General features: G+C 67.7%; 22 protein-coding genes and 1 pseudogene. 7 read left to right on the top strand and 16 right to left on the bottom strand.

Annotated features, from left to right (window positions below; genetic code table 11):
• Together Acor_RS35395 and Acor_RS35390 are read left to right on the top strand one after the other, a co-directional pair.
• The gene (locus Acor_RS35395; protein WP_155341137.1) at window positions 1-1224 is read left to right on the top strand and encodes an MFS transporter; all 1224 of its coding nucleotides are present in this window, start codon (window positions 1-3) and stop codon (window positions 1222-1224) included.
• Between the two features lie 33 nt (window positions 1225-1257).
• Window positions 1258-1635, top strand: coding sequence for an ArsR/SmtB family transcription factor (locus Acor_RS35390; protein WP_155341136.1), 378 nt, complete (start codon window positions 1258-1260; stop codon window positions 1633-1635).
• Window positions 1636-1733: 98 nt separating this feature from the next.
• On the opposite strand, the gene Acor_RS35385 is transcribed toward Acor_RS35390, so the two are convergent.
• The 11 genes from Acor_RS35385 to Acor_RS35335 all read right to left on the bottom strand — a co-directional run bounded on the left by Acor_RS35385 (window position 1734) and on the right by Acor_RS35335 (window position 9234).
• Window positions 1734-2132, bottom strand: coding sequence for an arsenate reductase ArsC (locus Acor_RS35385; RefSeq protein WP_155341135.1), 399 nt, complete (start codon window positions 2130-2132; stop codon window positions 1734-1736).
• Window positions 2133-2187: 55 nt separating this feature from the next.
• On the bottom strand, window positions 2188-2841 hold the full coding sequence (locus Acor_RS45730) for an arsenate reductase/protein-tyrosine-phosphatase family protein (protein WP_155341134.1): 654 nt from the start codon (window positions 2839-2841) through the stop codon (window positions 2188-2190).
• Between the two features lie 35 nt (window positions 2842-2876).
• On the bottom strand, window positions 2877-3530 hold the full coding sequence (locus Acor_RS45035) for an arsenate reductase ArsC (RefSeq protein WP_155341133.1): 654 nt from the start codon (window positions 3528-3530) through the stop codon (window positions 2877-2879).
• 3 nt (window positions 3531-3533) lie between these two features.
• Window positions 3534-4214 carry an arsenate reductase/protein-tyrosine-phosphatase family protein gene (locus tag Acor_RS35370; protein WP_155341132.1) on the bottom strand — a complete coding sequence of 227 codons (681 nt, stop codon included), beginning with the start codon at window positions 4212-4214 and terminating at the stop codon, window positions 3534-3536.
• A gap of 68 nt (window positions 4215-4282) precedes the next feature.
• Entirely contained in the window at window positions 4283-5008 is a 726-nt protein-coding gene (locus Acor_RS35365) for an MIP/aquaporin family protein (RefSeq protein WP_218034681.1), read from the bottom strand.
• Window positions 5005-5352: an ArsR/SmtB family transcription factor gene (locus Acor_RS35360; protein WP_155341131.1), complete on the bottom strand. Its 348-nt coding sequence runs from the start codon at window positions 5350-5352 to the stop codon at window positions 5005-5007. Before Acor_RS35360 ends, Acor_RS35365 begins: the two co-directional genes overlap by 4 nt.
• 78 nt (window positions 5353-5430) lie before the next feature.
• Window positions 5431-6672 (bottom strand): GNAT family N-acetyltransferase, encoded by a 1242-nt coding sequence (locus tag Acor_RS35355; RefSeq protein WP_218034680.1) that lies wholly within the window; start codon window positions 6670-6672, stop codon window positions 5431-5433.
• 10 nt (window positions 6673-6682) lie between these two features.
• Window positions 6683-7018 (bottom strand): ArsR/SmtB family transcription factor, encoded by a 336-nt coding sequence (locus Acor_RS35350; protein WP_155341130.1) that lies wholly within the window; start codon window positions 7016-7018, stop codon window positions 6683-6685.
• Window positions 7019-7145: 127 nt separating this feature from the next.
• Complete coding sequence (locus Acor_RS35345) at window positions 7146-8417, bottom strand: cytochrome P450 (RefSeq protein WP_155341129.1); 1272 nt, start codon at window positions 8415-8417, stop codon at window positions 7146-7148.
• An 11-nt stretch (window positions 8418-8428) separates the two neighbouring features.
• The gene (locus Acor_RS35340; RefSeq protein ID WP_155341128.1) at window positions 8429-8620 is read right to left on the bottom strand and encodes a ferredoxin; all 192 of its coding nucleotides are present in this window, start codon (window positions 8618-8620) and stop codon (window positions 8429-8431) included.
• Window positions 8617-9234, bottom strand: coding sequence for a TetR/AcrR family transcriptional regulator (locus Acor_RS35335; protein WP_155341127.1), 618 nt, complete (start codon window positions 9232-9234; stop codon window positions 8617-8619). Before Acor_RS35335 ends, Acor_RS35340 begins: the two co-directional genes overlap by 4 nt.
• Window positions 9235-10095: 861 nt before the next feature.
• Between Acor_RS35335 and Acor_RS35330 the strand changes: the two genes are divergently transcribed.
• Window positions 10096-10593 (top strand): hypothetical protein, encoded by a 498-nt coding sequence (locus tag Acor_RS35330; RefSeq protein ID WP_155341126.1) that lies wholly within the window; start codon window positions 10096-10098, stop codon window positions 10591-10593.
• Between the two features lie 566 nt (window positions 10594-11159).
• Here Acor_RS35330 and Acor_RS35325 read toward each other — a convergent pair.
• Complete coding sequence (locus tag Acor_RS35325; RefSeq protein ID WP_170317237.1) at window positions 11160-18962, bottom strand: SpvB/TcaC N-terminal domain-containing protein; 7803 nt, start codon at window positions 18960-18962, stop codon at window positions 11160-11162.
• Between the two features lie 179 nt (window positions 18963-19141).
• Entirely contained in the window at window positions 19142-21733 is a 2592-nt protein-coding gene (gene rph, locus Acor_RS35320) for a rifamycin-inactivating phosphotransferase (protein ID WP_155341124.1), read from the bottom strand.
• Between the two features lie 279 nt (window positions 21734-22012).
• On the opposite strand from rph, the gene Acor_RS43645 reads away from it, so the two are divergent.
• Window positions 22013-22192, top strand: a complete 180-nt coding sequence (locus Acor_RS43645) for a hypothetical protein (RefSeq protein WP_218034679.1) — start codon at window positions 22013-22015, stop codon at window positions 22190-22192.
• A 26-nt stretch (window positions 22193-22218) separates the two neighbouring features.
• A complete protein-coding gene (locus tag Acor_RS35315) occupies window positions 22219-22380 on the top strand; it encodes a hypothetical protein (RefSeq protein ID WP_155341123.1) in 162 nt (53 codons plus the stop codon).
• A 32-nt stretch (window positions 22381-22412) separates the two neighbouring features.
• On the opposite strand, the gene Acor_RS35310 is transcribed toward Acor_RS35315, so the two are convergent.
• Window positions 22413-22808, bottom strand: coding sequence for a tyrosine-type recombinase/integrase (locus Acor_RS35310; RefSeq protein ID WP_155341122.1), 396 nt, complete (start codon window positions 22806-22808; stop codon window positions 22413-22415).
• A 378-nt stretch (window positions 22809-23186) separates the two neighbouring features.
• Window positions 23187-23750: a dihydrofolate reductase family protein gene (locus Acor_RS35305; protein WP_155341121.1), complete on the bottom strand. Its 564-nt coding sequence runs from the start codon at window positions 23748-23750 to the stop codon at window positions 23187-23189.
• A 327-nt stretch (window positions 23751-24077) separates the two neighbouring features.
• Between Acor_RS35305 and Acor_RS35300 the strand changes: the two genes are divergently transcribed.
• Entirely contained in the window at window positions 24078-24446 is a 369-nt protein-coding gene (locus Acor_RS35300; RefSeq protein WP_218034678.1) for a nuclear transport factor 2 family protein, read from the top strand.
• An 81-nt stretch (window positions 24447-24527) separates the two neighbouring features.
• Here the strand turns inward: Acor_RS35300 and Acor_RS46515 are convergent.
• A pseudogene (locus Acor_RS46515) lies at window positions 24528-24791 on the bottom strand (5-methylcytosine restriction system specificity protein McrC); the annotation flags it as partial.
• Between the two features lie 165 nt (window positions 24792-24956).
• On the opposite strand from Acor_RS46515, the gene Acor_RS35295 reads away from it, so the two are divergent.
• Window positions 24957-25778: a hypothetical protein gene (locus Acor_RS35295; protein ID WP_155341120.1), complete on the top strand. Its 822-nt coding sequence runs from the start codon at window positions 24957-24959 to the stop codon at window positions 25776-25778.
• Window positions 25779-25921: the final 143 nt, after the last annotated feature.

Below are 25921 nucleotides of genomic sequence, written 5' to 3'. Positions count from 1 at the left end.
ATGTCGGGTTCCACCGCCGAGACCGCCGTCCCTGAGGCAAGGGGCGGCGGGCTGCCGCGTCCCGGCCACGGCTGGCCGATGGTCGCGGCGCTGGCCGTCACCCAGACCATCGGGTACGGGGTCCTCTATTACGCCTTCTCCGTCTTCCTCGCTCCCATGGCAGCCGACCTGCACGCCAGCGCCCCGCAGATCGCCGCCGCCCTCACCATCTCGATCCTGATCGCCGCCCTGTGCGCGCCGCCGGCCGGCCGCTGGCTGGACGCCCGCGGCGGCCGCGGGCTGATGACGGCCGGGTCGATCCTCGGTACGTCCGCCGTGCTGGCCTGGTCGCAGGTGGAGAACCTGCCGCAGCTGTACGCGGTGTCGGCCGTCATCGGCGTCGCCTGCGCGATGGTGCTGTACGAGTCGGCCTTCGCCGTCATCGTCGCCTGGTTCGACGGCAACGGGCGCGGCCGGGCGAACGCGCTGCTGGCGGTCACCATCGTCGCGGGCTTCGCCTCGGCGATCTTCCTGCCGCTGACCGGCCTGCTGGTCGAGTGGTACGGCTGGCGCCAGGCCCTGATCATCCTGGCCCTGGTCTACGGCCTCACCGCCATCCCGCTGCACGCGCTCGTACTGCGCCGCCGTACCCATCCCCGGCCGCGCGGCGAGCGGGACGGGATCGTCAAAGCCGCCACCCGGGCACGGCCGTTCTGGCTGCTGGTGATCGCCTTCACCGCCAACGGCGGCGCGGTGTCGGTGATGTCGGTCCTGCTCATCAGCTACCTCATCCGCCTCGGGCACTCACCCGTCCTGGCCGCCACCCTGGCCGGCCTGCTGGGCGTGCTGTCGGTGACCGGACGGCTGATCACCACCGGCCTGCAGCGCCGCCTGCCCGCCGCCCTCATCGCCGCCGCGATCTTCGCCCTGCAGGGCGTCGCCGTCCTGCTGCTCCCCCCGTTCGGACGGAGCGTGCCGGGAGCTGTCGGCTGCGTACTGCTGTTCGGGCTCGGCTTCGGCATCGCCTCCATCACCCTGCCCCACCTGCTCACCGACCGGTACGGCACCGCCGCCTACGCCACCCTGTCCGGCCGGATCGCGGTCTTCTCCGTCGCCGACAAGGCGCTGGCTCCACTCGGCGCGGTCGCGCTGGCCCAGGCGGCGGGTTACACCTGGGTGATGGGCGCGGTGGCAACGGCCTGCGCGATCGCCGCGTTGGCCCTGTTGGCCTACCATCGCCTATAATTTAGACAGATATCGAAGTAAGGGGTGTTCGCCATGGCAGACGTCACCATCGCCTGCTGCGCGCCGATCGCGCGCGAACCGCTGTCGGAATCGGCCGCCGCCGAGATGGCCACCCTGCTCAAGGCGGTCGCCGATCCGGTACGGCTCCGCCTGCTGTCGATGATCGGCTCCCACGCGGGCGGCGAGACCTGCGTCTGCGACCTGACCGACGCCTTCAACCTGACCGCCCCCACGATCTCCCACCACCTGAAGGTCCTGCGCACCGCCGGACTCATCGACTCCGAACGCCGGGGCACCTGGGTCTACTACTGGATCGTCCCGGCCGTGGTCGCCAAGCTGGGCGCCCTGTTCACCCCGCTGGCCGAGCCCGCGTCCGCCGGGCCGGTCGACGTCGGGCTCGTCACCGTCTGATCGTCGATCCCGGCAGCGGATCGGCCTCCCGGGCCATCAGTGGCGCAAGACCTGAGCCATGGCTCGGCCACGGTGGTGCGGCTTGCTGGCGGGGCCTTCTAGGTCAGTTCCTTGATGAGCTTTTCGATGCGGGCGTGGATCTCATCGCGGATCGGCCGGACCGCGTCGATGCCCTGACCGGCGGGGTCTTCCAGTTTCCAGTCCTCATAACGTTTGCCGGGGAAGATCGGGCAGGCGTCTCCGCAGCCCATGGTGATGACCACGTCGGAGGCCTCCACCGCCTCGACGGTGAGGACCTTGGGCTGCTCGGCGGTGATGTCGATGCCGACCTCGCGCATGGCCGCGATGGCGGCCGGGTTGATGGACTCGGCCGGGGCCGAACCCGCCGAGCGGACCTGGATGCGGTCACCGGCCAGGTGGGTGAGCCATCCGGCGGCCATCTGCGAGCGCCCGGCGTTGTGGACGCAGACGAACAGAACGCTGGGCTTGTCGCTCATGCGAACAGATCCTTTCCTCGCGCGGATATTCCTGTGGAATCACAGCGGATGTGGGCTACAGCGGAACAGGCTGTTTGAGCTCTGCGACCAACTGGCGTACCTGGGTGTCGATGCGGTCCCTGATCGCCCGGACCTCATCGATCGGACGGTCGCGGGGGTCGGGCAGGTCCCAGTCCAGGTAGCGTCTGCCCGGGTGGACCGGGCAGGCGTCCGCGCAGCCCAGGGTGACCACCACGTCGGCGGCCTGGACGACGTCGTCGGTCAGCGGCTTGGGGAACTCCATCGCCGGAAACAGGCCGACCTCGGCCAGCGCCTGAACGACCGGGGGGTGGATGGTGGCGGCGGGCCGGGAACCGGCGGTCCGTACGTGCAGCCAGTCCCCGCCGTACTTGCGGGTGAAGGCGGCGGCCATCTGGGAGCGGCCGGCGTTGCCGCCGCACACGTACAGCACCTCCACCTCCAGCTTGGGGATGTACCCCTTCACCTGGGCCAGCGCGGTGAGCCGCTCGGTGGCGAATCGCTGGGTCAGGATATGCAGGTGCGCCATGACCCGGGCGTCCTGTCGCAGACCGCGGTAGGAGTCGTGCACGTAGCCTCTGATCGTCTCGGTGCAGAACCGCCCCGCGAAACGGGTGCTGAGCTGATCGACGATCCGGTTCAGCAGCGGGTCGCCGGCCAGGTGGCCGTCAGCGGCGGGGATGGCAGTCACGGGTGCGTTCCGGAGATGTCGTGGTCAGGTCGTGGTCAGGAGGCGGGGACGTGGAGCTCGTCCAGGAGGGCGCGGACGCGGCGTTCGATCTCATCGCGGATCGGCCGTACATCCTCGGCGCTCTTGCCCGCGGGGTCGTCCAGTTCCCAGTCCAGGTAGCGCTTGCCGGGGTAGATGGGGCAGGCGTCGCCGCAGCCCATGGTGACCACCACGTCGGCGGCACGGATGATCTCCTCGGTCCACGGCTTCGGGAACTCTTTCGAGATGTCGATGCCGCGTTCGGCCATGCTGGCCACGGCGGCGGGGTTGATCTCGCCGGCGAACTCCGACCCGCCCGACCAGGCCACCGCGCGGTCTGCGGCCAGGTGGGCGAAGAAGCCCATGGCCATCTGGCTGCGTCCGGCGTTGTGCACGCATAGGAACAGCACGATCGGGAGGCCGTCGTCAGCGCTGCCTTCTACCCGGGCCAGGGCGGTCAGGCGCTGGCGGGCGAAGCGTTCGGCCAGCAGCGGCAGGAAGGTGGGGATGACGGCCTTCTCGGCGAACTGGTCGTAGCTGGTGTGCAGGAAACGTTCGATGGTCTCGGTGCTGAAGGTGCCGGTGAACTGGTCGCCGAGGTTACGGGCGGCCGTGAGCAGGGCGTGCTGCTGGTCGACGCTCAGGCCGGCACGCTGGTAGGTCTCGGGCATGACTTACTCCTGCGGGGATTGGATGGCGGGGGCCAGCCGGTCGATGCGGCCGGTGATGTCGGTGAAGGCGTGTTCGAAGGCGGCGTCGGTGTCTGCGCGGACGGGGTCGGGGATCGACCAGTGCAGGCGGTCGCGGTCGCCGAGTTGTTCGTGGGCGCTGTCGCAGACGGCCACGACCAGGTCATCGGGCCGCAGCACGTCGTGGAGGTGGGTGGTTCGGGCCGTGTCCAGGTTCAGCCCATGGCGGCGGGCGAGCTCGACCGCCTGCGGATTGACCCGCTGGGCCGGAACCGTACCGGCCGAGGCGGCGGGCACCGCGCTGCGCCGCCGCCACAGGGCCGCCGCGAGCTGGGAGCGGGCGGAGTTGTGGGTGCACACGAACACCACCCGGGGAGCCCGCCGCAGCGGGGCGGGCAGCAGCCGGTCCAGGCTGCCCGGCATCAGCCGCAGATAGGTGCGGCGCCGGTCGCCTTCCGAGCGGTGCCGCTCGACCACGCCCGCCTCGTGCAGGATCTTCATGTGATGGGCGAACAGGTTGGTGGCCAGGCCCAGTTCCTGGCCGAGCTCGCCCGGCGATGCGTCGCCCAGAGCGAGCCGGTCCACGATCGACAGCCGCGCGGGGTCCCCGAGCGCGGCGTGCACCCGGGCCCGCGCCGCCACCGCCTCAATCCAGTCAGCGTCCATTGACTCAATATTCGCTGACTGGATTTGAACGCGTCAAACGGCGATCTGGTGGCGGGCAGGTGAACGGATCAGCGACCGGCCGCCGAATCCCCCATCACCGGCTCCGGCACATCAGCGCCCGGACGGCCGAACAGCCCCTGGACCAGCAGGAAGCCGACGACCCCGCCGACCAGCTGGGCGAGTACGAAGCCGGGGACGGAGGCGGGGGCGATCCCGGCGAAGGTGTCGGAGAAGGCGCGGCCGATGGTGACGGCCGGGTTGGCGAAGCTGGTGGAGGAAGTGAACCAGTAGGCCGCGCCGATGTAGGCGGCCACCGCCATCGGCGCTACAGCCGTACGGCCGGAACGGGTGAGCGCGAAGATCACCAGGATCAGGCCCGCCGTCGCGACCACCTCGCCCAGCCACAAAGCCGCGCTGGACCGCTCGGTCACCGACCAGGTGACGACCGGCTCGGCGAACATGGCGTTGGCCAGCATCGCGCCGCCGATCGCCCCCAGCACCTGGGCCAGGACATAGCCGCCCAGCTCGCGAACCGACAGGCCGTTTCCGCTCTGGCGTCCCTGCCACCAGTCGGCCATCGACACCACCGGGTTGAAGTGCGCGCCCGACACCGGCCCGAGGACCACGATCAGCACGGCCAGACCGAACACCGTGGCCGTGGAATTCTCCAGTAACTGCAGGCCGATCTGACCCGGGGACAGGGTCTGGGCCATGATGCCCGAGCCCACGACCACGGCCACCAGCAGGCCCGTACCCAGAAATTCGGCCAGCAGCCGGCGGGACAGAGAGATCACCGGTTCACCTGCTCGGGTGCGGCCAGTAGGCCCGAGAGGTCGATGAGCGTCTGGGGTACCAGGCGGTAGTACACCCAGGAGGCGCGGCGCTCGCTGGTGAGCAGGCCCACCTCCTTGAGCACCTTCAGGTGGTGGCTGATGGTCGGCTGCGAGAGCGTGAAGGCGGCGGTCAGATCGCATACGCACGCCTCACCGTTTTCATGCGCGGCCACGATCGACAGAATGCGCAGCCGCACCGGGTCACCGAGCGCCTTGAACACCCGCGACAGCTCGGCCGACCGCTGGTCGTCCAGCGGTTCGCGGGCCAGCGGCGAGCAGCAGGCCAGCGGGGGGAGATCCTTCACGACACGTCCTTATCGAGATCAATCGATATCAATGAGCATCTATTTTGACACAATCGATCTCGAAGCGGCGGCGTGCCCTCAGGGACCGGTGCGCCGTTCCAGCAGCAGGACGTCGCGCCAAAGGCCGTGGTGGCGGCCGATGCGTTCGCGGGTGCCGACCACGCGGAAGCCGAGCGCCTGGTGCAGGGACAGGCTCGCGAGATTCTCCGGGAAGATCCCCGTCTGGATCGTCCAGATCCCGGCGTCCTGGCAGGCGGCGATGAAGGCGGTCAGCAGGGCCCGGCCGATGCCGTGGGCCTGGCAGGCCGGGTGGACGTAGAGGCTGTGCTCGACCACCCCGGCGTACACCGGGCGAGCCGAGACCGGCGCGGCGGCCACCCAGCCGACAACCTCACCATCGCCGCCCGTCTCGGTGTCGACGGCCACATACCGCGGCCGGGCCAGCTTGCCCGCCAGGAAGGCATCCCAGCCGGGAGCCACGGTTTCGAAGCTGGCCTGGCCGGTGTCCAGGCCGGCCTGGTAGATGGCCAGCACCTGCCCGGCGTCGGCGTCGCGCATCGGGCGGATCTCCAGACCGGGCGAGATGGCGGGCTTGCGCGCCTGGATGATCGCCGAATGCACGCCGTCGCCGTGGTCGGCGGTCTTGGTGATGCTCGCGCCGACGAATCCGGCCGCCAGCAGCAGATCACGATACTTCTGAACGGTGAGGGACCCGGCGACGCAGCCGATCCGTCGCTCGGCCGCCGCCCGGCGTTCGTCGTCCAGGGCGGTGTCGCTGACCACGTCGCTGACGCCGAACCGGCCGCCGGGCTTCAAGACCCGGTACGCCTCGGCCAGCACGGCCGCCTTGTCGCTGGACAGGTTGATCACGCAGTTGGAGATGACGACGTCCACCGCCCGCTCCGGCAGCGGGACGGCCTCGATGCTGCCGTGCAGGAACTCGGTGTTGCCCGCGCCGGCCTCCCGCGCGTTGCGCCGGGCCAGCTCGACCATGTCGGGGCTGGCGTCCAGGCCGTATACCTTGCCGTACGGGCCGACCCGGCGCGCCGACAGCAGCACGTCGATGCCACCACCCGAGCCCAGATCCAGCACGCTCTCCCCGGCGCGCAGTTCGGCCACGGCGACCGGATTGCCGCAACCGAGACTGGCCCGCAACGCCCCATCGGGCAGCTGCGAGGTGTCCTCGTAACCGACGGTCCCGAACCCGCCCTGCGCGAACTCCTCGGCCGAGCAGTCGACCACGCTCGCACCGTCCAGTGCGGCACGGGCCAGGGCGGAGTAGCGGGCGATGACCTTCTCGTGTGCCATCTCTTGTGCCATGGCGTCTTCCTCACTCACAGGTGGGTGTGACGGGAACGGGGTTGCCCATCACCACGTCGGCGGCGGTGGGGAAGCAGCTCACGCATTCTCCGTTGATCCGGTACAGGCCGGCGGTGCCCCGCCGCTCCACCAGCACGAACCGCACATCGGCAAGGATCTTCAGATGGTGGGAGACCGTCGACTGCCCGACCCCCGACGCGGCGACGATCTCGCCGACGGTCATCGGCTCCCGCCTCCTGGCCAGCAGGGAGACGATCTGGATCCGGGTGGCGTCGGCCAGCGCCTTGAACCAGCTCGCGTACTCCACGGCCTCGGCTCGGCCCAGCGGCCCTATCGACTCATTCATCGTTAATCGACAATAATAGATGGAATCTCGCGAGTCAAAATCCATCGCGCCGGAGGGAACATCCAAGGGACCTCGGCCAAGGTGCCGAGCATCCGCACAGTGCCTTACGGGCGGAGTGAGCCCCCGGTCAGCCGATTCGGAGTGGGAGGGTGCGTGGTCCGCGGACCTGGCCGGTGGCCCAGGTCACCGCGGCGGGGTCGGCGAGGCTGAAGTCCGGAAAGCGTTCCAGCCAGACCTCCAGGGCGATCCGCAGCTCCATCCGCGCCAGATGGGAGCCAGCGCACCGGTGGATGCCGAGACCGAACGCGGCATGCCGGTTGATCTCGCGGTCGATGACGACTTCGCCGGCCCGGTCGAACTGGGCCGGATCGCGGTTGGCCGCGGGGAACGACAGCAGGATCCAGTCGTCGGCCTTCATGTCGACGCCGTTCCAGTGCATGTCCGCCTTGACCAGGCGGGCCATCGTGACCGGCGCGTACGCGCGAAGCAGTTCCTCGATCGCGGTCGGCAGCAGGCCGGGCTCGGCGACCAGGCGCTCGCGGTCGGCCGGCGTCTTCGCCAGGTGCCACAGGGACGCGCCGATCGCGCTCCAGGTCGTGTCGATACCGGCGATGAGCAGCAGGGACATCGTGCCGGCGACGTGGGTCGGCGCGAGCTTCTGGCCGTACAACTCGATATTGATGAGGTAGGTGGTCAGGTCGTCGCGCGGGTTGTCGACATGGTCGCGGATCTGCGTGAGCAGGTAGTCGAACAGCTTCTGGATCCGGGGGACGCGCTCCTCGGGCGGGGCGTTGACGCCTTCGAGCGCGTGCTCGACGAACTCGCGGAACTGCGGGCCGTCCTCCGGCGGGAAGCCGAGCATGTCGGCGATGACGCGCATCGGAATGTGCTGGGCGTAGTCGCGGGCGGCGTCGATGACCGGCTGCCCCTGCAACTCGTCGATGAGCGCGTGGCAGAACGCCCGCGTCGCCTGCTCCTGCTTGGCCACCTCGGTCTTGGTGAACGCCGGGAGCAGGAGCTTGCGCGCGTCGTGGTGGAAGGGCGGGTCGGAGGAGATCGGCGGCACCCCGCCCACCGGCGCGAGTTCGAGCGGCGGCCGGACATTGCTCATGATGATCGCCCGCGACGAGAACCGGTCGGTGTCGTACGCGATCGCCGCGACGTCCTCATAGCGCGTCGGCAGCCAGCCGCCCCCGAACCGCTCGGTGTGCGCGATCGGGCACCGCTCCCGCAACTCATCCTGAATGAGGTACGGATCGGCGGCCCACTCCGGCTCGGCATGGGAGAAGTCGGTCGCCCAGTCGGAGACGGGCCCGGTGATGATCGCACTGCGCGGGTCGATCACCCGGTCCCGCACCGTCTCCATGAGGTCCTGCTCGAAACGGTCGTCGACGGTCATGTGCTGCCTCCCTAGAGGATCTCGATCGCTCTTTCCGGACAGTTGGCCAGGATCAGTCGCGCCGTCTGCTCCTCGCCGGGCGGCACGACGCCGTCGCCGAGGACCTGGCCGTAACCTTCTTCGTCGTCGCCGAACAGGCCGGGGGCGAGGTCGTAGCAGCGGCCGTGTCCCTGGCAGCGCTCGGCGTTGATCTTTACTTTCACTGCGGGGCTCCCCTCGGTGCGGTGGTCTCGGCAGGGGCGAGGGCGGTGACGAAACGGGTGAGCAGCGCGGCCCACTCGTCCTCGTCGACCTCGTGCAGGCTGGGCGGGATGAGCGCACTGCCCATCGCGAGCAGCAGGCAGAAATGGGCCAGCGCGTCCGCCGACAGCCCGTCGTCCAGTTCGCCGCCGTGCTGGGCGGCGCGGACGAGCCCGGCGAGCCACCCGGCCCGATGCCCGATATAACCGCCCATCGGCCGGGCCACGTCCTCGTCCCGCCGGGCCGCGACGAGCGCCTCCACGATGAGGTAGCCGTTGTCGTCGCGCCGGCGCGGGAGCCGCCGCCCGGCGACGAGCAGCAGATCCGCGATCGGCTGATCCGGGTCGGCGGCGAACAGGTCGGCCAGCAGCCGCGGCCCGTGCGCGCTCAACGCGGCCACCAGGAGTTCGCCCTTCGACCCGAAGTGCGCGTAGAGCGCGCCGTTACTCACTCCCGCGGCGGCGGCGATGTCGGTCACCCGCGTGCCGTCGTAGCCGCGCTGAGCGAAAGCCTCGGCTGCCGCTGTCAGCAGCCGCTCACGGGTTTCTGCGGCGGTGACGCCCGCGATACGCCCCATGCACGAATTAAAAGAGCGTTCATTTGATGTGTCAACAGCTGCCTTCCCGGATTCCTCAACGTCTGGCGACGTTCGAGTTGGCAGTACGGAACAGGAACTGGCAGTGGATATGGCAGTGACGCCGATACGACGGGTGTCCCGGACTGGTGGAGGAGGGGCATGGGAGTCTGGCCTCGGCGGCTGGCGTTGGTGGTCTCTCCTGCGCCTGGCGAGTCGTTCGCGTCGTGGGTCGATCGCATGGCGGTGCTGGCCGGGCAGGTTGTATCCGCCCTGAATCCGTGTCGGCGGGCTTGTATGTCGGGTCGCTGAGAAACCCAACACCCGCATCGAAGATGCTTGGGCGAAGTCCCGGCCGCCCCGTCTCCGCTGGGCGGAGGGAGCGCGAGGCAGGTAGTTGTTGGGCTATCAACCCGGCGGGCATCGTAGTTCGCTCACCCGAACCGCGTTCGGATCGCGCTATCACGTTGAATGCCGTTCGGCCGCTGCTTTGACATCCGTCTATTTGATAGTGCGCAGGTCAGCGGTGGGTGCCGCTATCAAATAGCGCGGCGCCAGACACTCTTTGTCTGGCGCGTCTCAAGTTGATTGTGCGCCCCCGTAGTTGATAGTGAAATGACAGTACGGGGGGTGTAGTTGATAGCGTAGCCCGCTCCTGCGGGGCTGGACAGTGACGTAAAGGTCCGCAAGCATGTGCCGAAGATCATGCAGTGGAGCAAGGGGCAACTAGTTTGACCAATGCCTATGGTTGGCGCAATAACAGGGAAACCGAGGAGCTGGAATGGCGTTATATACCGCCCTGCGTACGGTGTCAGTCCAGGTATCCCGATATGCTCCCCCGTAGCAATCCGGGAGGTGCGTTCGATGGTGAGTAGACTCGTCGAAGCCGAGTTGAGTCGTTACGACTGGGCACAACTTTACACATGTGGAGGCACGGCTGAACAAGTTCCCGCGGCCGTTCGCGGCATGCTGGAGAGTGTCTCCGGGGATGAGGTAGATCGGTACTACTGGCGGCTGGAGAACCGCGTCGTAGTCCAGCAAGCGCTCTACAGCTCCGCCCCGGCCGTCATCGGTGCTCTACTCGCTGGCCTGGCTGACGACATTGCTTTTCCGGCCAGGGTTGGCGCTCTCGAGTTGCTTTATCAAATCGCGTCCGGCGAATCCGGCCCAGAGGCGGTAGTAGAGGGAAAACCAAATCTCGGTCACGAGTGTCGGACATTGGTTCGCAAGGGCTTATGGATTATTTATCGGCAGCTTTTCATCGGACCCGGTGATGCCGCGTCCGATCTGCTCGAAGTTATCGAAACGGACGTTGACAGGCTAGAGAAAATGCGCGAGATTGCCAAATTTAAGAAGCGATAGCAATTACCTGGCGCCAGATCGGCCGAATTGTCCGCGTGAGCCTGACCTGTCCTGACCAGCGTCGGGGAGTGGGTCACGAAGGCCTTCGCCGGCGGCCGCGGGCGAGCGCTGCGCGCAGCTCAGCCAGGGCGGTGATGACGGGGAGGAACGCGCGCAGCAGTGCTACTGGCGTCGCCCTCTCCCACCCAGAGGTCATCACTGTGAGGCGAATCGGGGACTGGACCATCACGATCGAGGACTGCGGCTGGCGCGCGCAGTGGAAGGCTCTGTCCGACCTGTCTCGCGACGGCCGTCCCTGCGTATCGCGACGCCGCCTTCCAGGTGATCAGGCTTGCGGCGTACGAGCCGTGGTTGACGGGGACGCTGGTCTACTCCGAGCCGTTCTGGCGTCACGACCCCGTCGGAGTCCGCGACCCAGACGTCTGACTGTGCCAGCGACGCAGGGCCTGAGCCGTTACCGGTTCCGGAGGTACATCCCGCAGTTCCCGGAGCAGCGTTGTCCGGAGGTCGGGTCCGCGGCGGTGATTGCCAGCCGGTTGCCGGTGAGAACGTACCGTTTGGACATGTCATCGGTGCTGCTGCCTGAGTGGCTCCTCGGGCATCGTGTGCAACAGTTCGATGGCTTGCGGGCTCAGTTTCTCAACTATCGGTCGTACCGACTCGGGTATGAGATGGGCTTGAGCCGGGTCACCGATGGCGCGTCCGATCCGGACAGCCTGGGCATGGCGCTGCTCAATCGGAACATCTCCCAAGCTGAACTCCAGGTACTCGTGGGTCAGAATCGCCTGCGCCCTTACGTCGAAGGATTTGGTCCGGTTCAGCTCCGGCCAGTTCTCGACATTCTCGTAGAGCGCGGCGTCGAGATTGACTCCCTCGCCCAATTCATTGCTGCCCATGGTCTTGCCTTGCGGGTTGAATCCGCGTCCTCTGAGGTCGGGGTATTCGCCGCCCACGGTGCCGGAGGGGCCACGGCCTTTGATGCCCACCTGTTCCTGGGGAATGCCGAGCCTCCGCGCCACGGATTCGGCCTGAGCGGCTGCCCTGCTTTGTTCGACGGGGGACATGGGTTGGGTGCGAAACTCCGGTCCGCCGCTCATCGCCCCGGGCTTCGCGCCGCCCTTCGGAGCGCCGCCCGTTGGCGCGCGACCCTCCGGTAGGACCCCCCTGACGCCCTTCGCCAGCGCGATCGCGGAGCCGATGGCGAGCCCCGCGTTGACCACGCCCTCCCCCAGTTTCTCCCCGGCTCCCCCGGCGTCACCGCGCTTTGCCGCCGAGACGGAGTCGGCCAGGTTCTCCCCTGCTTTCGCCGCGAGTTGGAAAGGGCCGGCGACCACTCCGAGAGCGACCAGACCCTTGGCTTTGGCGTCGGATATCAGCTCCTGGGCGTGTTCCTGCGCTGCTTCGGGACGAACCTCGGCGATGGGGAGGACGGTCTTTTCCGGAGGCGGCCGCATGATCGTCCCCACGGCCTCGGCCGAGCCCAGGACGAATTCCTTGGCCGCCTTGTACTCGCCCTTCACAATGCCTACCCCGAACCGTCCGGCCTTGGCGAGGAAGCCGTCCTGACTCGGCGGCTTGTCCTCATTTCCATCCGGGTCCACCAGGCGGATTGGATTGTTCCGAACAAAGGCGTAGAGCTGGCTGGCGCCGCGCACAGGGTCGCAGCTCGTCCAGCGTCCGAGCCACGGGGAACAGTAGCGGGCTCCGTAATAGGCGAGTCCGGTTTCCTCGTCCCGTTCCTTTCCGGTGTACCGATAGCGCTTGGGGGTCTCGGTCTGGCTGCGGACGGCCTGGTAGGTGGTGCTGCCATAGGGGGTGTATTCCTCATACGAGATGATCTGCGCCTGATCGTCAAGTTCCAGGCCGGCCGAGCCGAGGTGATTGCCGAACTGGTACCGGATCAGTTGCCGGGGTCCTGGGTCGTTGGCCCGCGGGTCGAGTGTGCGCGTCTCCACCAAGGCGATGCGCTGCCGGCCATCCGCCACGTGCAGCGTCTCGCGTTCCAGCGTGGGTGTGTGGGCGGCCATGGCGCCATCGTGCTTGCGGAAGATCTCGAAGCCGCCGAGGTAGATGCGCTCTTCGGTGAGGCCCGGCGCCTTCTCCCATACTTTGCGTACGCGCTGGCCTGAGGCGTCGTAGACGTAGCAGGCCGCGCCGCCGGCCAGGTCGGTCTGGCGTAGCTGGTCCTTGTAGTCCCAGTGCATGTTGGGTCCGGGCTGTCCGCCGCCCAGGTGCGGCATCCGGACCAGGTTGCCGTGATCGTCGTGTTGGTACGGCTCGATCTGGAGCGGGCTGAGATTGGTGCGGCTGAGGCGGTTGCTGGTCGTCGGCAGAGGGCCGGGGATCAGGCTGGGTTCGAGGTAGTCGTAGGTACGCGTCCAGCCGGGATGTGCCGGGTCGCTGCCACGGTGCCGCATTTGCAGGAAGTTGCCGACGGCGTCGTACACATAGCGCTCGGTGTAGGCGCCCATGGCGTTGCCGTCGCCGGGGTGGTCGAGTCGTGCGGGGAAGGCGTTGAAGCCGTCCGGTGCCGTCGGCGGTTTGCGTTCGCCGCTCGCCAGTTGGCCCAGATGCTCGCGGCCGGTGGCCTGGATGAGCCGGTAGACGGCGTCGTAGACGTAGTCGTTGCTCGGTTCGACGCGTTGGTTCCTGAAGTAGATGGTCTGCTGGGCGTCGTCCTGGATGTGGGTGATGTTGCCGGCGGGGTCGTAGGTGTAGCGCAGGTTCTGCAGCCCTGGGTCGTCGCGGCGCGTGAGCAGCTGAGTGAGCCGGAATGTGAGCGGGTCGTAGCTGTAGGAGGTGCCGGCGCCGTTCTTGTACGCGATGTGCAGGCGCTGGCCCTTGGCGTTGTAGCCGATACCGGCGACGCCCACCGGCGACGGCGCTTCGGAGCCGGGGTCGAGGAGCGCGGTGGGTTCGGCGGCGCGCTCCAGCCACACGTCCACTCGTTCCAGCAGGTTGGCTTCGTTGAAGACCGGCTGGATGACGTTCCGCTTGGGGGCGGTGTCACTGTGCGGGGCGATGGACTGGATGGGGCGGTTGAGCGCGTCGTAGCGGGTGCCGCTCTCGAAGCTCTCGTCGTCGAGCTCCGGATTCAGCCGCCAGTCGGGGATGGCCGTGTAGTCGCTGACCAGGCAGCGGGTGCCGTACAGCAGGTTGCCCTTGAAGTCGTAGGTCTCGGTGGGGTCGCCGTTGGTGTCCAGCCGCGCGTTGGTGGCGACTCCGGCGGAGTCGAAGTGCCGGTAGATGCGGGTACGCAGGTTGAGCGCTTCGGCGTTGGCCTGACCTTCGCCGTACTCGATCTTGTCGACCAGGACGTCGCGGTTCAGGGTGCGCGGATCGGAAGCCGCCGTGGTGCCGCGTACGGTCTGCTCGGTTGGGCGCCGCAGTTCGTCGTAGGTGGTCGTGAAGTTGTGGCCGCGGCTGTCCCAGGCGCGGATCGGCTTGCCGGCCACGTCGTTCACCATCCAGCGTGCGCCGGCCTCCATGCTGAGCTGGTGGAGGGGGTTGCCCAGCATGTCGTAGGCGTACCTCATGATGACGCGGCCGAGGGAGTCGCGCACTTCGCGTTGGTTGCCTTCGATGTCCAGCTCGACGCGGGTGGCGAAGCTGTCCTGGCTGCCGTCGAGGTCGTGGCCGGGGCAGACGACGCGGTTGCGCGCCACGGTCAGGAACGGGCGGCCGAGCGCGTCGAAATGCCCGGTGGTGGGCGTGTCGGCGTGTGCTTCGGCGCGCAGGGCGGCATTGCGCTCGTCCGGCCCGAGCTCGCCGCCGATGCGCTGGGCGTGCCAGCTCTGCCAGGTGGAGGGCTGCGTCCTGAAGTATTCAGTGACGTAGCCGCCTATGTCGGGGTCGGTGCGCGGGTCGCCCACGACGCAGGTGTCGTTGACGTCGTAGCTGGTCTGCTGCCAGGGATCGAACAGCACCTTCTCGTAGGTGTGGTTCGGGTGCAGCGTGGCGATGACGCGCCCGGCCGGGTCGTAGAACAGCACGGGGCTGACGCCGACCGTGACGCCGAACTCGAAGTCATGCGTGGCGCTGAAGAAGGGCTCGTACTGGCGGACCGGCTTGCCCTTGTTGTTGAAGATGGTCCAGCCGTTGCCGACCCAGCGTGGACTGGCGTCGAGTGGTCCCGGCTCGGCCTGGATCTTCTTCTGGATCTCGCGGCCGAAGCCGTCGGAGTAGGAGAAGCTGAGCTGGATCTTCAGGCCCTGCGGCGGCAGTGGCGCGCTGACGTGCGTTTCGCGGGCGAGCGTGGCGGACCAAGCTGGTCGCCATTTCGTCGGGTCGTCGGGGTTGGCCTGCCGAGTACGGCGGAATCGGTCGAGGTCGTAGATGACGCGCGTGGTGGCATCTTGCAGCAGCGCCGTACTCGCGAGTGGATCGGCCGCGGCGAAGAAGCGGTCGAGCTCGACGGGGGTGAGGTCGGTGCCGAGACCGTTGACCGTGTCGCCTTCCACCAGCGCGGGCAGTGGCTTGCCCATCAGTGCGGTGCCCGCCACCAGGCCCAGCGTGTCGAAGACGATCTCGGTCCGGTTGCGGTTCGGGTCGCTGACCAGACGTGGCTGCAGCACGCGGTAGTCGTTGGCCGCCACGGTGACGCGGTTGCCGAGTGGGTCGCGGGTTTCGACCGTCAACAGGTCGTAGACGTCGAAGTCGACGAGCGTGTCCTGGCCGAAGGGGTCGCGGTAGCGCCGGGGACGGAAGAAATGCTGCCGGGCCTGAGCCAGCTCGTTGGCGGGATCGGTGCTGTGAAAGGACCGTCCCGAGGGGATCCACCAATGATCGTCCGGATCGCTCGCGGGAAAGCGGCCGTCCGCCTTGAGGGTCTGGCTCTGCAGGTAGCCGCCCTGGCCGGAGAGCACCGCCGCGGGCTCGGGCAGCAAGGGCTCGGTCGGCTGTCGCTGGAAGACCCGCGCGAGCAGGCCGGGGGTGAGGGCGAGCCGGTAGCTCTCGCCGGGCAGGGCGAGTGGCTGCACCTCACCGAAGGGCAGGAGGCCGGCGAGATCGTCGCTGCGATAGAGGATACGCAGCCACTCGATGGGACGGCGGCGCTGGTCGCCGGTGGCGGTGTCCTCGTAGGCGACCTCGGGAGCGGTGAACTTGTGCCGCAGGCGATCCGGTTCGACCAGATCGGAGGCCTGATAACGGCCGGCCGGCCCGGTGGCTGGGTAGCCCGTCAGCTCGAAGGTGAGTGCCTCGCAGGGCAGGGGGTTGCGATGCGTGTCGGGCGAATCGATGGCGTTGCTGACGCGGTTTTCGGTATAGGTGAGCAGCGGGGTGGTCTGCTTGGCCTGATCGGTCGCGGGCAGCCCGGTCAGCCCGGGATTGGGCACCAGTCGCGCCTCAATGGTGCGAACCTGGGTGCGGCGTCCGTAGCCGATGGCGGCTTGCTTGAGCACGTTGCCGTAGTCGTCGACCTCCAGCGTCAGCGCGTGCTGGATCCGCGGATCGGCCGCGTCGCGCTCGTAGTGGTAGCTGATCACCTCGCGCGCATGGGTGAAGAAGACGGCGCGGCGATTGGCGCCCCGGGGCTGCAGGGCGCGAACGGTGAAGTTCTGCTCGGTCACGGTGTACGGCGTGCGGGAACGCTGGGGCTGTTCCGGTCCGGCGTCGTCGGCATAGACCTCCTGGCGCAGCATCGACCCCTTGAGGGCGCGGCAAGCTTCGCGCGTCAGTCCAGCCGGGAGCACGGTGTCCGGCAGCAGAAGATCGCGAGCTTCGGCGTCGGTCAGACCCGGTTCGCGGAAATATTCGCCGAGGTAATCGAAGACCTGATCAACGCCGGTGTGGAACCAGGTCTTGGTGTGGATTGGAGGCACGTGGGATGCGGCCGCGATGTTGTCACCGCCGGCCAGGGCCGCGAACTGTTCCGTGTCCCACTGCTCGACCATGCCGAAACCGCGGAACTCGCGCTCCACACCGTCGAAGTAACCGTGGTGGTAGGCGTATCGGGTGACGAAACGATTGTGGCTGACCTGGTCGATGGTCTCGACGCGCTCGACCACGTGCACCGGGAACGGCAGTCGAGTGATCCAGGGTTTTCCGTCGCGTTTGTCCTGCAGGTAGAACTGGGTCGAGGGGGCGTAGTCGATCCTGGTCTCAGCGCCCAGGTTGTTGATCGCCTTGACCAGTAGATGCGGCTTACGGCCGCCCATCAGGTTGACGTAGCGCATCGGCCGCCCCGCCTCGCCCGGCAGGGGCGAGGACCACACCAGGCAGGCGGTGCCGTTGCCGAGCAGATCGGTGGGCACGATGTTGGCCAGGTCATCGACGCGGGGAAACGCCTTCAGCGGATACGGCTGGCTCCAGCTGTTGCCCGACTGGTTGAAGTACAGGCGCACACCATCGCGGTGCAGGTAGATGATGTCGGCGGTGCCGCTGCCGTCGATGTCGGCCAGGCGGATGCGCTTGTGGTCGAACTGGTCCGGGTGGTCGAACCAGGGCGCATTGTCCATCGTCACCTTGGCGCCGAAGTGGCCGTAGCCCAGGTTCGGCCAGTAGCAGACTTCGCCGTTGCGGATACGCACGATGTCGGTCAGGCCGTCGCTGGAGAGGTCGGCCAGGTAGATGGATTGCGTGCCGTCGGCGAAGACGATCCGCGGGCCCTTCTCCTCATCGAGTGCCTGCGCGACGCGTCTGGCCGGGCCGAAGCCGTTCTCGGCCAGCGAGGCGTGCCAGACGAAGGCGTCGTCTTCGGTGATGAGCACGTCGGCGCGGCCGTCGCCGTCCAGGTCGACGAACTTGAGGTTCGGGTCGCTGAAGTCGCGGTTCGGATGGGAGGTGAAGGGGCGGAAGGACTGCCAGCCATTGGCGTCGTCGTGTTCGTACAGGCCGGGGATCGGGCCTGTCGTGACGACGACGTCGGGCCGGCCGTCGCCAGCCAGGTCCATGAGCTCCGCCCCGTCGCTCAGGGCCATGCTGGGCTTGAGGAGGACGGTTTCGAGCGGAGCCAGCCGGGCCTTCACCGCCTCGCTGCCGTCGGGCAGCTTCGCCGGGATGGAGCTCAGGTTGCGCTTGTAGAACCAGGCGTCGGCCTGCTCGGTGAGGATGCCTGGGATGCCCTCGCCGTGCAGGTCAGTCCAGCGGTAGGCAGTGCCGTCCAGACCAACGGGGAGGTTCTCCACGCTCTGCGGATCCACCTCCTCCACCGTTTCCCGCACGGTGGGTTCGGTGTACTCGTACTCGATGGGTGGCAGGCTGCGCTGGTCGTAGCCGCCGTTGTCGCGGCGGTAGCTGGTCTGGGTGACGGATCGCAGGAAGGTATGGACGGGATTGCGGACGTCGGTGGGGTCGACTTCATCGGAGTAGGCGAAGTCCATCGAGCGCACCAGGCAGTCGCGGCCCACCCCGGCTTCAGCTGGGAAGTGGTGGAACATCAGGACGCGCTGGCAGGTCCGGTAGGTGCGGACCTCGAAGCCGGCGCGATAGGAAGAAAATGGATCCTTGCGTGCGGGCCAGGCGCCCGGGTCGTCGGGGGTCGGCGTGTTGGCGTCATGGTCTCCGTAATCGAAGGCGACCTCAAAGTGCCAGGCGTCGCTTCCATCTGGGGGTCCGGCGTCATTCAACGAAGGGAAGTAAGGCGAACGATTGCCGTAGCGGATGCGTTTGAGATAACGCTGGGCGGTACGGGAGGCATCCGTGCGGTTGCCTTCATGGGCCTTGGCAATCGGATTACCGGATGCGTCTTCGAATATTCGCGCGGAGTCTTCGGACTTGTAGCCGTAGACGATCACGTTGCCCTTGTCGTCGTGGCTCTGGCAGATCAGCCAGCTGAAGATGCGGCTCTGGTCGGCGAGGCGGCTGTCGGCGGTCTTGCCGTACCAGGTGGTGATGTTGTCGCTGGAGATCGAGCGCCAGAACACGTCGGTGATGTCGGCGGTATTCGTCCAGCGCTCGATACGGGCGAAGAGGCCCTCGATACGCGGGCGGTATCGGTCGATCCGGTAGCTGGATCCGTTCACCGTTCGCGGCGGCAGGTTCTCCCGTTCCCACTCGCCCGGTGCGTTCTGAACGAGCACCGGCACCAGATCTTCGGCACCGGAGAGAATGAAGACGTCCGATTCAACGGCGTCGTGGTATCGCGGCAGGCCTTGGTCGGTCTTGCGGGTGATCGAGGGAAGGGACAGGCTCCAGCCGAAGCCGAACGGGCCGTTACCGGCGCCGGAGTCATAGGACAGGGCCAGCTGCGGGCCGAAGCCCGAACGGCCTGGGCTGGTGGCGATGGGCACCGACATCGAACCGGTGCCGGTGACCGGGTTCGCGGCGAACTTCTCGCCGATACCGCGAATCGCCCCGCCGCCTTTGGGCAACTGAATCGATGGAGCGCGAGAGCCGGTGCCGCTCGCGGCATAGAACTGGTTGCCCATTATGGCCATCCTCGATTCAACGGTCCCCTGATCCACTTGTACGTGTCCGACACGTACCGAACAAGTGACACGCCAAAACGAAATTCAAATAGTGACTAATCCTCCCACAAAGGATAAAACGCCACGATAATACCTATAAAGAACTGGGATAGGCGCGGAGGGTGTCGAGTACTTCGGGATCAGTCAAGCAGAATCTGAACGTACCCGTCGCTTCCGTGCACGCGGATCCGCTGCCCGTCGGGAATCAGCTGGGTGGCATCTACCACACTGACGACAGCCGGCAGGCCGTACTCCCGTGCGATCACCGCGCCGTGTGTCATCAATCCTCCGACCTCCGTCACCAGGCCTGCGATGGCGACGAAGAGAGGCGTCCAGCTCGGGTCCGTGTGAGCCGTGACGAGGATGTCACCCGGTTCGAGATCAGCCTGGGCCATGTCCAGGATGACGCGGGCGCGCCCTTCGACGGTCCCAGCGGAGACCGGTAGGCCGATCAGGGCGCCGGCCGGCACGTCGTCGCGTCGGTATGCCCCGGCGATGGCCTCGCCGTCAGATGTGAGCACCCGGGGCGGCGTGAGCGCGTGGTATGACCGGAACGCGTCCTTGCGCTGCTGAATCAGCTTGTCATCCACCCGGTTCGAGCGCACGACGTCGTGGAACTCCTGGAACGTGAGGTAGAAGACGTCCTCCTTCTCGGTGAGCACGTTGGCCTGCACGAGGCGCTCGGCCTCTGCCAGCAAGGCCTGCTTGTAGACGAAGTAGCGGCTGACGATGCCGTACTTCGGGTACTCCCGGTAGCCGATGAAGGTCCGGACCCGGTCGATCATCTGCTTGGTCTGGTTGGCCCTGTGCTCCCCGTCCGGCAGGGCCCGCAGGTGTTCGAGCACCTCCTGCGCCTTCTTCTGCGCCTCCTGCCGTCCTTGCTCGAAGCGCCGCTTGGCGGTGCCCGGCTCGAAGTTCCTGACGTTGTCGAGGATCACGGACACGAGCGTGGTGGGGCGTTCGCGCCAACGCGGCCTCGTGATGTCGATCTCGCCGACGCAACGCATGCCGTACCGGTCGAGGTAGGCCTCGATGGCGTGGCGCGCTTCGGTCCCGCCTGCGAACTTCGGCAGCGCGTCCAGGAAGCCGTCGTCCTGGACACCCTGCAGGAACGCCACCACCTCCGGATGCGGGCGGATCACGTCGGCGACGTCGAGCAGCGCCAGTCCCATCTCCGACGTGATGTTGCCGGGGGCGGACAGCGTGAGGGTGTCGGCCGCGTTCTTCTCGCCCAGCCATTCCTGCAGCTGGTCGTTGAGCCACCAGGTGGCCTCCATCCCCGCCATGATCGCCTGCATGTTCAATGGATCACCGAGGGCTCGCTTGTGCTCCTGGAATGCCTCCAGCAGGAAGTCGAACAGCGCCGGTCCGGTCTTCGTCCGGATGTCGCGCCGCAGGGCGGCGATGGAGGCCTGGCTGCGCTCGATCAGCTCGGTGACGGTGGCCGGATCGGTCTCGATCGGGGCGGACGCGCCGCTGGCCGGCGGCCCGCCGGGACCTGCCTCCGGGAGCGTCGGGACGAAGTCGTGGCGGTCGAGGACGGTCTCCAGCGCGTCCCTGGTCAGCGGATCGGATCTCCCCACCATCTCCAGGAGGGCGGCGCGGCTCGCGGGCGAGGCCAGGCGCCGGGTGGCGTCGACGAACAGCCTCCCGCCGGCCTCGTGCATCGGCGCCATGGCCGTCAGCTGCCACATGGAAAGCCCCAGTGGCTTCATGGGGTCGGTCATCATCTGCTGATGGCCAACGGAGAGGTAGACGTGGTTCTCCCGGTCGAGGGCCGCCGGGATGGGAAACAGCGTGGTGATCGGCCGGCTCTGCACGATCGTGAAGTCATCCTCGACCAGGCACCATTCGATGTCCTGCGGGCGGCCGAAATGCGCTTCGATTCGCCGCCCGAGCTGCACGAGCCGCACGACCTGCGCATCCGTCAGAGTCGGCTGCTCCTGCCGCTGCGGGTCGATCGCCACTTCCTGCGTCCCGCCGGCCGGCAGGGCGTGAACGGCACGCTGTTTGGCGGCGACCGCCGCGGCGACGATCTCGCCGTCGCGCACCTTGAAGACGTCCGGGTTCACCAGGCCGGAAACCAGGGCCTCTCCGAGGCCGAAGCCGGCTTCCACGGTGGCGATCTTCCGGTTGCCCGTGACGGGGTCGGCCGTGAACAGGATGCCGGCCGCATCCGGGAAGACCATCTGCTGCACGACCACGGCCATGTGGACCGTAGGGTGGTCGATGCCGTTCCGCAGGCGGTAGGTCACGGCCCGCTCGGTGAACAGCGACGCCCAGCACCGGCTGACGTGTTGGAGGATCGCCGCCGGTCCCACGACGTTCAGATACGTGTCCTGCTGGCCGGCGAAGGATGCCGTCGGCAGGTCCTCTGCCGTCGCGCTGGATCGCACGGCGTAGGCGGCTTGCTCGCCGAGCGCGCGGGTGATCGCCGCCGCCAGATCGCCCGGGACGGCAATCCCTTCGATGGTCCGGCGGATCTCCGCGCTGAGCGTGCGGATCGCCTCCCGGTCATCCGGGTTCAGGCGCGACAGCTGATCGAGCCGATCGTCGATCGACGGCGCTTCCGCCATGATCCGCCGGAAGGCGGCCGTCGTTACGCAAAACCCGGCCGGCACACGGATGCCTTCGATCCGCGATAGCCCGCCCAGGTGCGCGGCCTTGCCGCCAACGACCGCGACCTGCCTCTCGTCAACCTCTTGAAGATCCAACACGTACTGCTCGATCATTGCGATACCTCCGAAGCGGCCGTGCTCCGTTGCCCTGCACCGGCCGGTCGAATCGCCGGCGCCTCGAGCTGTGCCGAACCTCTTTTTGGGCACGTCCTCATGTCTGGTCGCGCCCCCCATTTCCTCGTTGGTGCTGTGTCCGGCCGCCGATTCTGCGGCAAGACCCGGGTCTTGCCGCAAGCCCCCCTGCGCGCTATACGTTGGAAGTGGCAAGGAGGCAGACCTTCTTGCCTTCTCTTTCGTCGTCCGCCGCGGCTGAGATCCTCGACCGCCTGGAGCGTGCCGGCCCCCCGCGACCGCCGCAGCACCCTGGCACTCTCAGACGCCGGTGGCCACGGCCGCATCGCCCGGGTGAGCTTGGCCAGCGCGATCGTCGGTCAGCTCATCATCGCCGCGGCCGAGGTGATCTGGCCGGGCAACCTCGGCGACGTACGCTGTTCAGCGTCTCCCCGATCCTGATTGGGACCGGCCTGGTCACCGTCGGCGTGGCCATCATCCGCGCGGGAGTCTGGGCCCGGCCGTCCCGGTTCCTGCCGCTCACGCTCGGCCTGTACACCATCCTGGTGCTGATCCCGGTAATGATCGCCTCGGGCGGCCCGCCAGGGGTCCCCGTAGTACTCGCCGAAATCGGGCGGATATGGCGCTGACCAGCGATGATCCGACCGGGCAGGCGGCACGATCACCGGGTGGTCATGCGGTCTGCGAGTTCGTCGGCGCTGGGTGTCCAGGTACCGCGCCGGGCCTCGATGCCGTCGAGTCGGCGCTGGGTGCCTTCTTTGCTGGGCTTGAGGTAGCGCTGGAGGGTCCGGCGGTCTTCGTGGCCGGAGAGGTTCATCAGGTCGGCTTCGGTGGCGCCGTCCTCGCCGGCGTGGGTGAGTCGGGAGTGGCGCAGGTCGTGCAGTTTCCAGCCGTCGGTGGCGGCGCCGAGGTGGCGTTCGGCGGTGCGGTAGGTCATGCGTCGGCGGCGGCTGGCCGGGTCGACGTCACGTACGGGCGCGGTGCCGTCGTCAGGGGCGACGCGCGCGGACAGGAAGATCGGCCCGCGGGCGCGGCGGCCGAGGAGCTGGCCGAGCATCCGGGCGGTGCGGATGTCGTAGAGCAGCTCGTCGGCTTTGCCACACTGTGATCAGACAAAGGCCCCATCGTCGACGAGTCCAGTGCGCGGGCCGCCGTCACCGGAGTCACCGCGGAATGAGCACCCCGACCAGCTGAACACCAACGCGGCAACGCGAACCCCACCGCCCCGCCGGCGTTGCCGGCGGGGCATCTTCATGCCCGAAGAACATCGTCACGATCAACGACGCTGTCGTCCCTCATCTCCAGCAAGTCGGTCAACAGCTCACTCGGAACGCAAGGAAGGGCCCGGGGAAGGTTCCCTCATAGCCGAGGGTCACGGTGAGCACGCCAGGAAGGATTTGGACCTGGTCTCACGAGCCGAGCATCTGGCCAGTGCTCATCGCCTCGTCTCGTATCGGGTCAGCACCACGCCGCCGGGAAACGTCCGCGTCTCCACCAGGTTCAGGTTCACCCAGCTGTCCAGGGCCGTGAAGAACGGCGTGCCGCCGCCCAGCAAGGCCGGTGCGGTGACCAGCACGTACTCGTCGATCAGCCCGGCCCGCATGGCCGCTGCGGCAAGTGTGGCGCCGCAGATGTCCATGGGGCCGCCGTCTTCGGCCCTGAGCCGGGCGATCTCGGTGACCGCGTCGCCGGTGACCAGGCGGGTGTTCCAGTCGACCTTGTCGATCGTCGAGGAGAACACCACCTTCGGCATGTCCCGCCAGCGGCGGGCGTACTCGATCTGCGCCGGTGTGGCACTGGGCTGCTGGTCGGCGGTCGGCCAGTGGGAGCTCATCGCCTCCCACAGTTTGCGCCCGTACAGCGCCAGGCTGGTCGCCCCCACCCGGTCGGACCACCACTGGAACAGCTCGTCGCTCGGTACGCTCCAGCCGAGGTCGTCGCCGGGCGCGGCGATGTAGCCGTCCAGGCTCAGGTTCATGCCGAAGATCAGTTTCCGCATCGTGCCAGCCTCTCGTGAGTCGATCTCACACGTACAGACGGGCGCGGCGCGGTAACCTAATCGGTGCGCGATCTGCGTCCGCAGGTAGTCCTCGCGTTCCGGACTCAGCACGGCGTACTTGGCTGGGCTCGAGCGCTACCCACCGGATCTCGACTTCACCCTCGTACGGGCAGCGGTGCACCCATGACCAGCTCTCCCCGACCGCTGCTGCCATCTGCCCGGACGGGAAAGCCTTCCACCGTACGCATACCTCCCACTGTGCACCCTCCCCCAGCCGGAGAGTCCAGCGCTTGACCCTCTCCCCGGGGAAGAACCCATGGTCAACGCGTGGAAACCACTGACTGGAACCACGCCACCCACATCGCCAAGGACGAGCTTCCCCCCGCGATCACCACCTATCTCGCCGCTCAGCACGCGCGTGACCTCGACGTCGCGATGGCGTACTACACCGACACCTCGACCGTGATCGACGACGGCCGCACGTACACCGGCCGCCGGGAGATCCGCGACTGGCTGGCCCAGTCGTCCTCGGAGTACACCTACACCATCGACCTCATCGCCGCAGCCAAGATCGACGACCGGCGCTACGACGCCGTCCACCACCTGGAGGGCGACTTCCCCGGCGGCACCGTCGACCTGCACTTCCGCTTCCACCTGGACAACGACAAGATCACCACTCTGGTGATCGAGCCATAACCCGCTCACCCAGCGCGGCCACAGCACTCGCGAGGTGGGCACCCGCCCCTGGCTGTCGAGCCCGTGTTTCTGCTGGGCAGCGCAGCGCAAGCCGTACGGCAGAAGCGCCGTGGTCAGCTGCCTGGTGAGGAAACGTTCGAAGATCTGGGCCATGCTGAGGATGAACCCGTCGATCCGCACGGCCTGCGGACCCTCCTGCTGAAGGGATGATCCCGACAGCAGCAGCTCGGCCGGCCGGAGCGCGGGCAGGTGGCGCTCGTTGAGCCGGTTGAGCCGCCACGGTGGGAGCGGCGCGCCTGGACGGACGGGGACCACGCCGACCAGGCGCGCGCTCAGGTGGATCATTAGCCGTTCCAACGCACCGCTCAGGCTGTCAGCGGATAAATGCACAACCACCCCGTGCTCTTTGGAGCGGTCGGTGCAGGCGCCAACTGCGATTCTCAACGCGATACGAACAGCCACTCGCCTGCGGCACATCCCGCTCAGGCACGATCTGAAGGACCGACACCCGTGTTCCGCAAAGCACTCATCGCCGGCCTCGCCACCGTCGCGGCAGCAACCCTGACCGCCACCCCCGCGAGCGCGGCGGCGTACACCTACCCCGACACCCACTACCACGAGGCGAACGAACTCGCCGGCAACCTCAACGCGATCGCCTGGCCCAGCCAGTCGGCCCTCAACACCTACTCCAACTCGACCCCCCTGCTCACCTGGGGCACCAACGGGATCCCCATTAGCTATCACAACCGGAGCCGCTGCGCGTCGTTCCTGACCGAGGTCCTCAAGCACACCTACTCCTGGGCCACGCCGAGCTACTTCCAGGCGTCCTACGGCAGCACCAGCCCATACGCCGCCGACTACTACGACACCATCAAGGGGGCGTCCGTCTCCGACCACTACGCCCGCATCGGAAGCTTCAGCATCCTCCGCCAGGGCGACATCATCGCCATCAAGTACCTCGACGGCGGCAGCGGCGGCAGCGGCGAGACCACCGGCCACGTCATGATCGTCCAGGACAAGCACCTGTACGACCGCGACGGCAACCCGGCCACCACCGAGTGGGCCGTACGCGTGATCGACAGCACCAGCAACCCGCACGGAGCCGCGCAGACCGCCGGCGCCAACTCCTCCTACATGGCGTACCCGGACACGCGGGCGGTCCCCGACTACGACGGGATCGACGAGGGCGAGGAGTACAACGGCGCGGGCCGTGGCTGGATCTTCGTCCAGACCGTGGACAATCGGCCGACCGGCTACTGGTGGGGCGTGAACGAGCGCACCTTCTACCCGGTGTCCAGCCGCCCGATGGCTTTGGGCCGAATCGTGGAGTAGGAATCGTAGCCTCCGACGCGGATGCGGCAGGTCACCCGCGGGCGGACCTGCCAACCATCCTCGATGGGTGCGGATCCTTTCCAGGGAGCTTCTGAGCTGGTGGTTCGGGGCTGGTGGGGTTGTCTCGTGTCTTCTACCGTTCC

Origin of the sequence: Acrocarpospora corrugata (assembly GCF_009687845.1) — a bacterium.
In the GTDB taxonomy this organism is placed as follows: domain Bacteria; phylum Actinomycetota; class Actinomycetes; order Streptosporangiales; family Streptosporangiaceae; genus Acrocarpospora; species Acrocarpospora corrugata.
This window is presented reverse-complemented; position numbering and strand designations above follow the sequence as displayed.

Coding starts and splice junctions, on each gene's coding strand:
- Acor_RS35395 (WP_155341137.1), top strand. CDS start 1: ATGTCGGGTTCCACCGCCGAGACCGCCGTCCCTGAGGCAAGGGGCGGC.
- Acor_RS35390 (WP_155341136.1), top strand. CDS start 1,258: ATGGCAGACGTCACCATCGCCTGCTGCGCGCCGATCGCGCGCGAACCG.
- Acor_RS35385 (WP_155341135.1), bottom strand. CDS start 2,132: ATGAGCGACAAGCCCAGCGTTCTGTTCGTCTGCGTCCACAACGCCGGG.
- Acor_RS45035 (WP_155341133.1), bottom strand. CDS start 3,530: ATGCCCGAGACCTACCAGCGTGCCGGCCTGAGCGTCGACCAGCAGCAC.
- Acor_RS35370 (WP_155341132.1), bottom strand. CDS start 4,214: ATGGACGCTGACTGGATTGAGGCGGTGGCGGCGCGGGCCCGGGTGCAC.
- Acor_RS35355 (WP_218034680.1), bottom strand. CDS start 6,672: ATGGCACAAGAGATGGCACACGAGAAGGTCATCGCCCGCTACTCCGCC.
- Acor_RS35350 (WP_155341130.1), bottom strand. CDS start 7,018: ATGAATGAGTCGATAGGGCCGCTGGGCCGAGCCGAGGCCGTGGAGTAC.
- Acor_RS35345 (WP_155341129.1), bottom strand. CDS start 8,417: ATGACCGTCGACGACCGTTTCGAGCAGGACCTCATGGAGACGGTGCGG.
- Acor_RS35335 (WP_155341127.1), bottom strand. CDS start 9,234: ATGGGGCGTATCGCGGGCGTCACCGCCGCAGAAACCCGTGAGCGGCTG.
- Acor_RS35330 (WP_155341126.1), top strand. CDS start 10,096: ATGGTGAGTAGACTCGTCGAAGCCGAGTTGAGTCGTTACGACTGGGCA.
- Acor_RS35325 (WP_170317237.1), bottom strand. CDS start 18,962: ATGGGCAACCAGTTCTATGCCGCGAGCGGCACCGGCTCTCGCGCTCCA.
- rph (WP_155341124.1), bottom strand. CDS start 21,733: ATGATCGAGCAGTACGTGTTGGATCTTCAAGAGGTTGACGAGAGGCAG.
- Acor_RS35310 (WP_155341122.1), bottom strand. CDS start 22,808: ATGCTCGGCCAGCTCCTCGGCCGCCGCGCCCGCGGGCCGATCTTCCTG.
- Acor_RS35305 (WP_155341121.1), bottom strand. CDS start 23,750: ATGCGGAAACTGATCTTCGGCATGAACCTGAGCCTGGACGGCTACATC.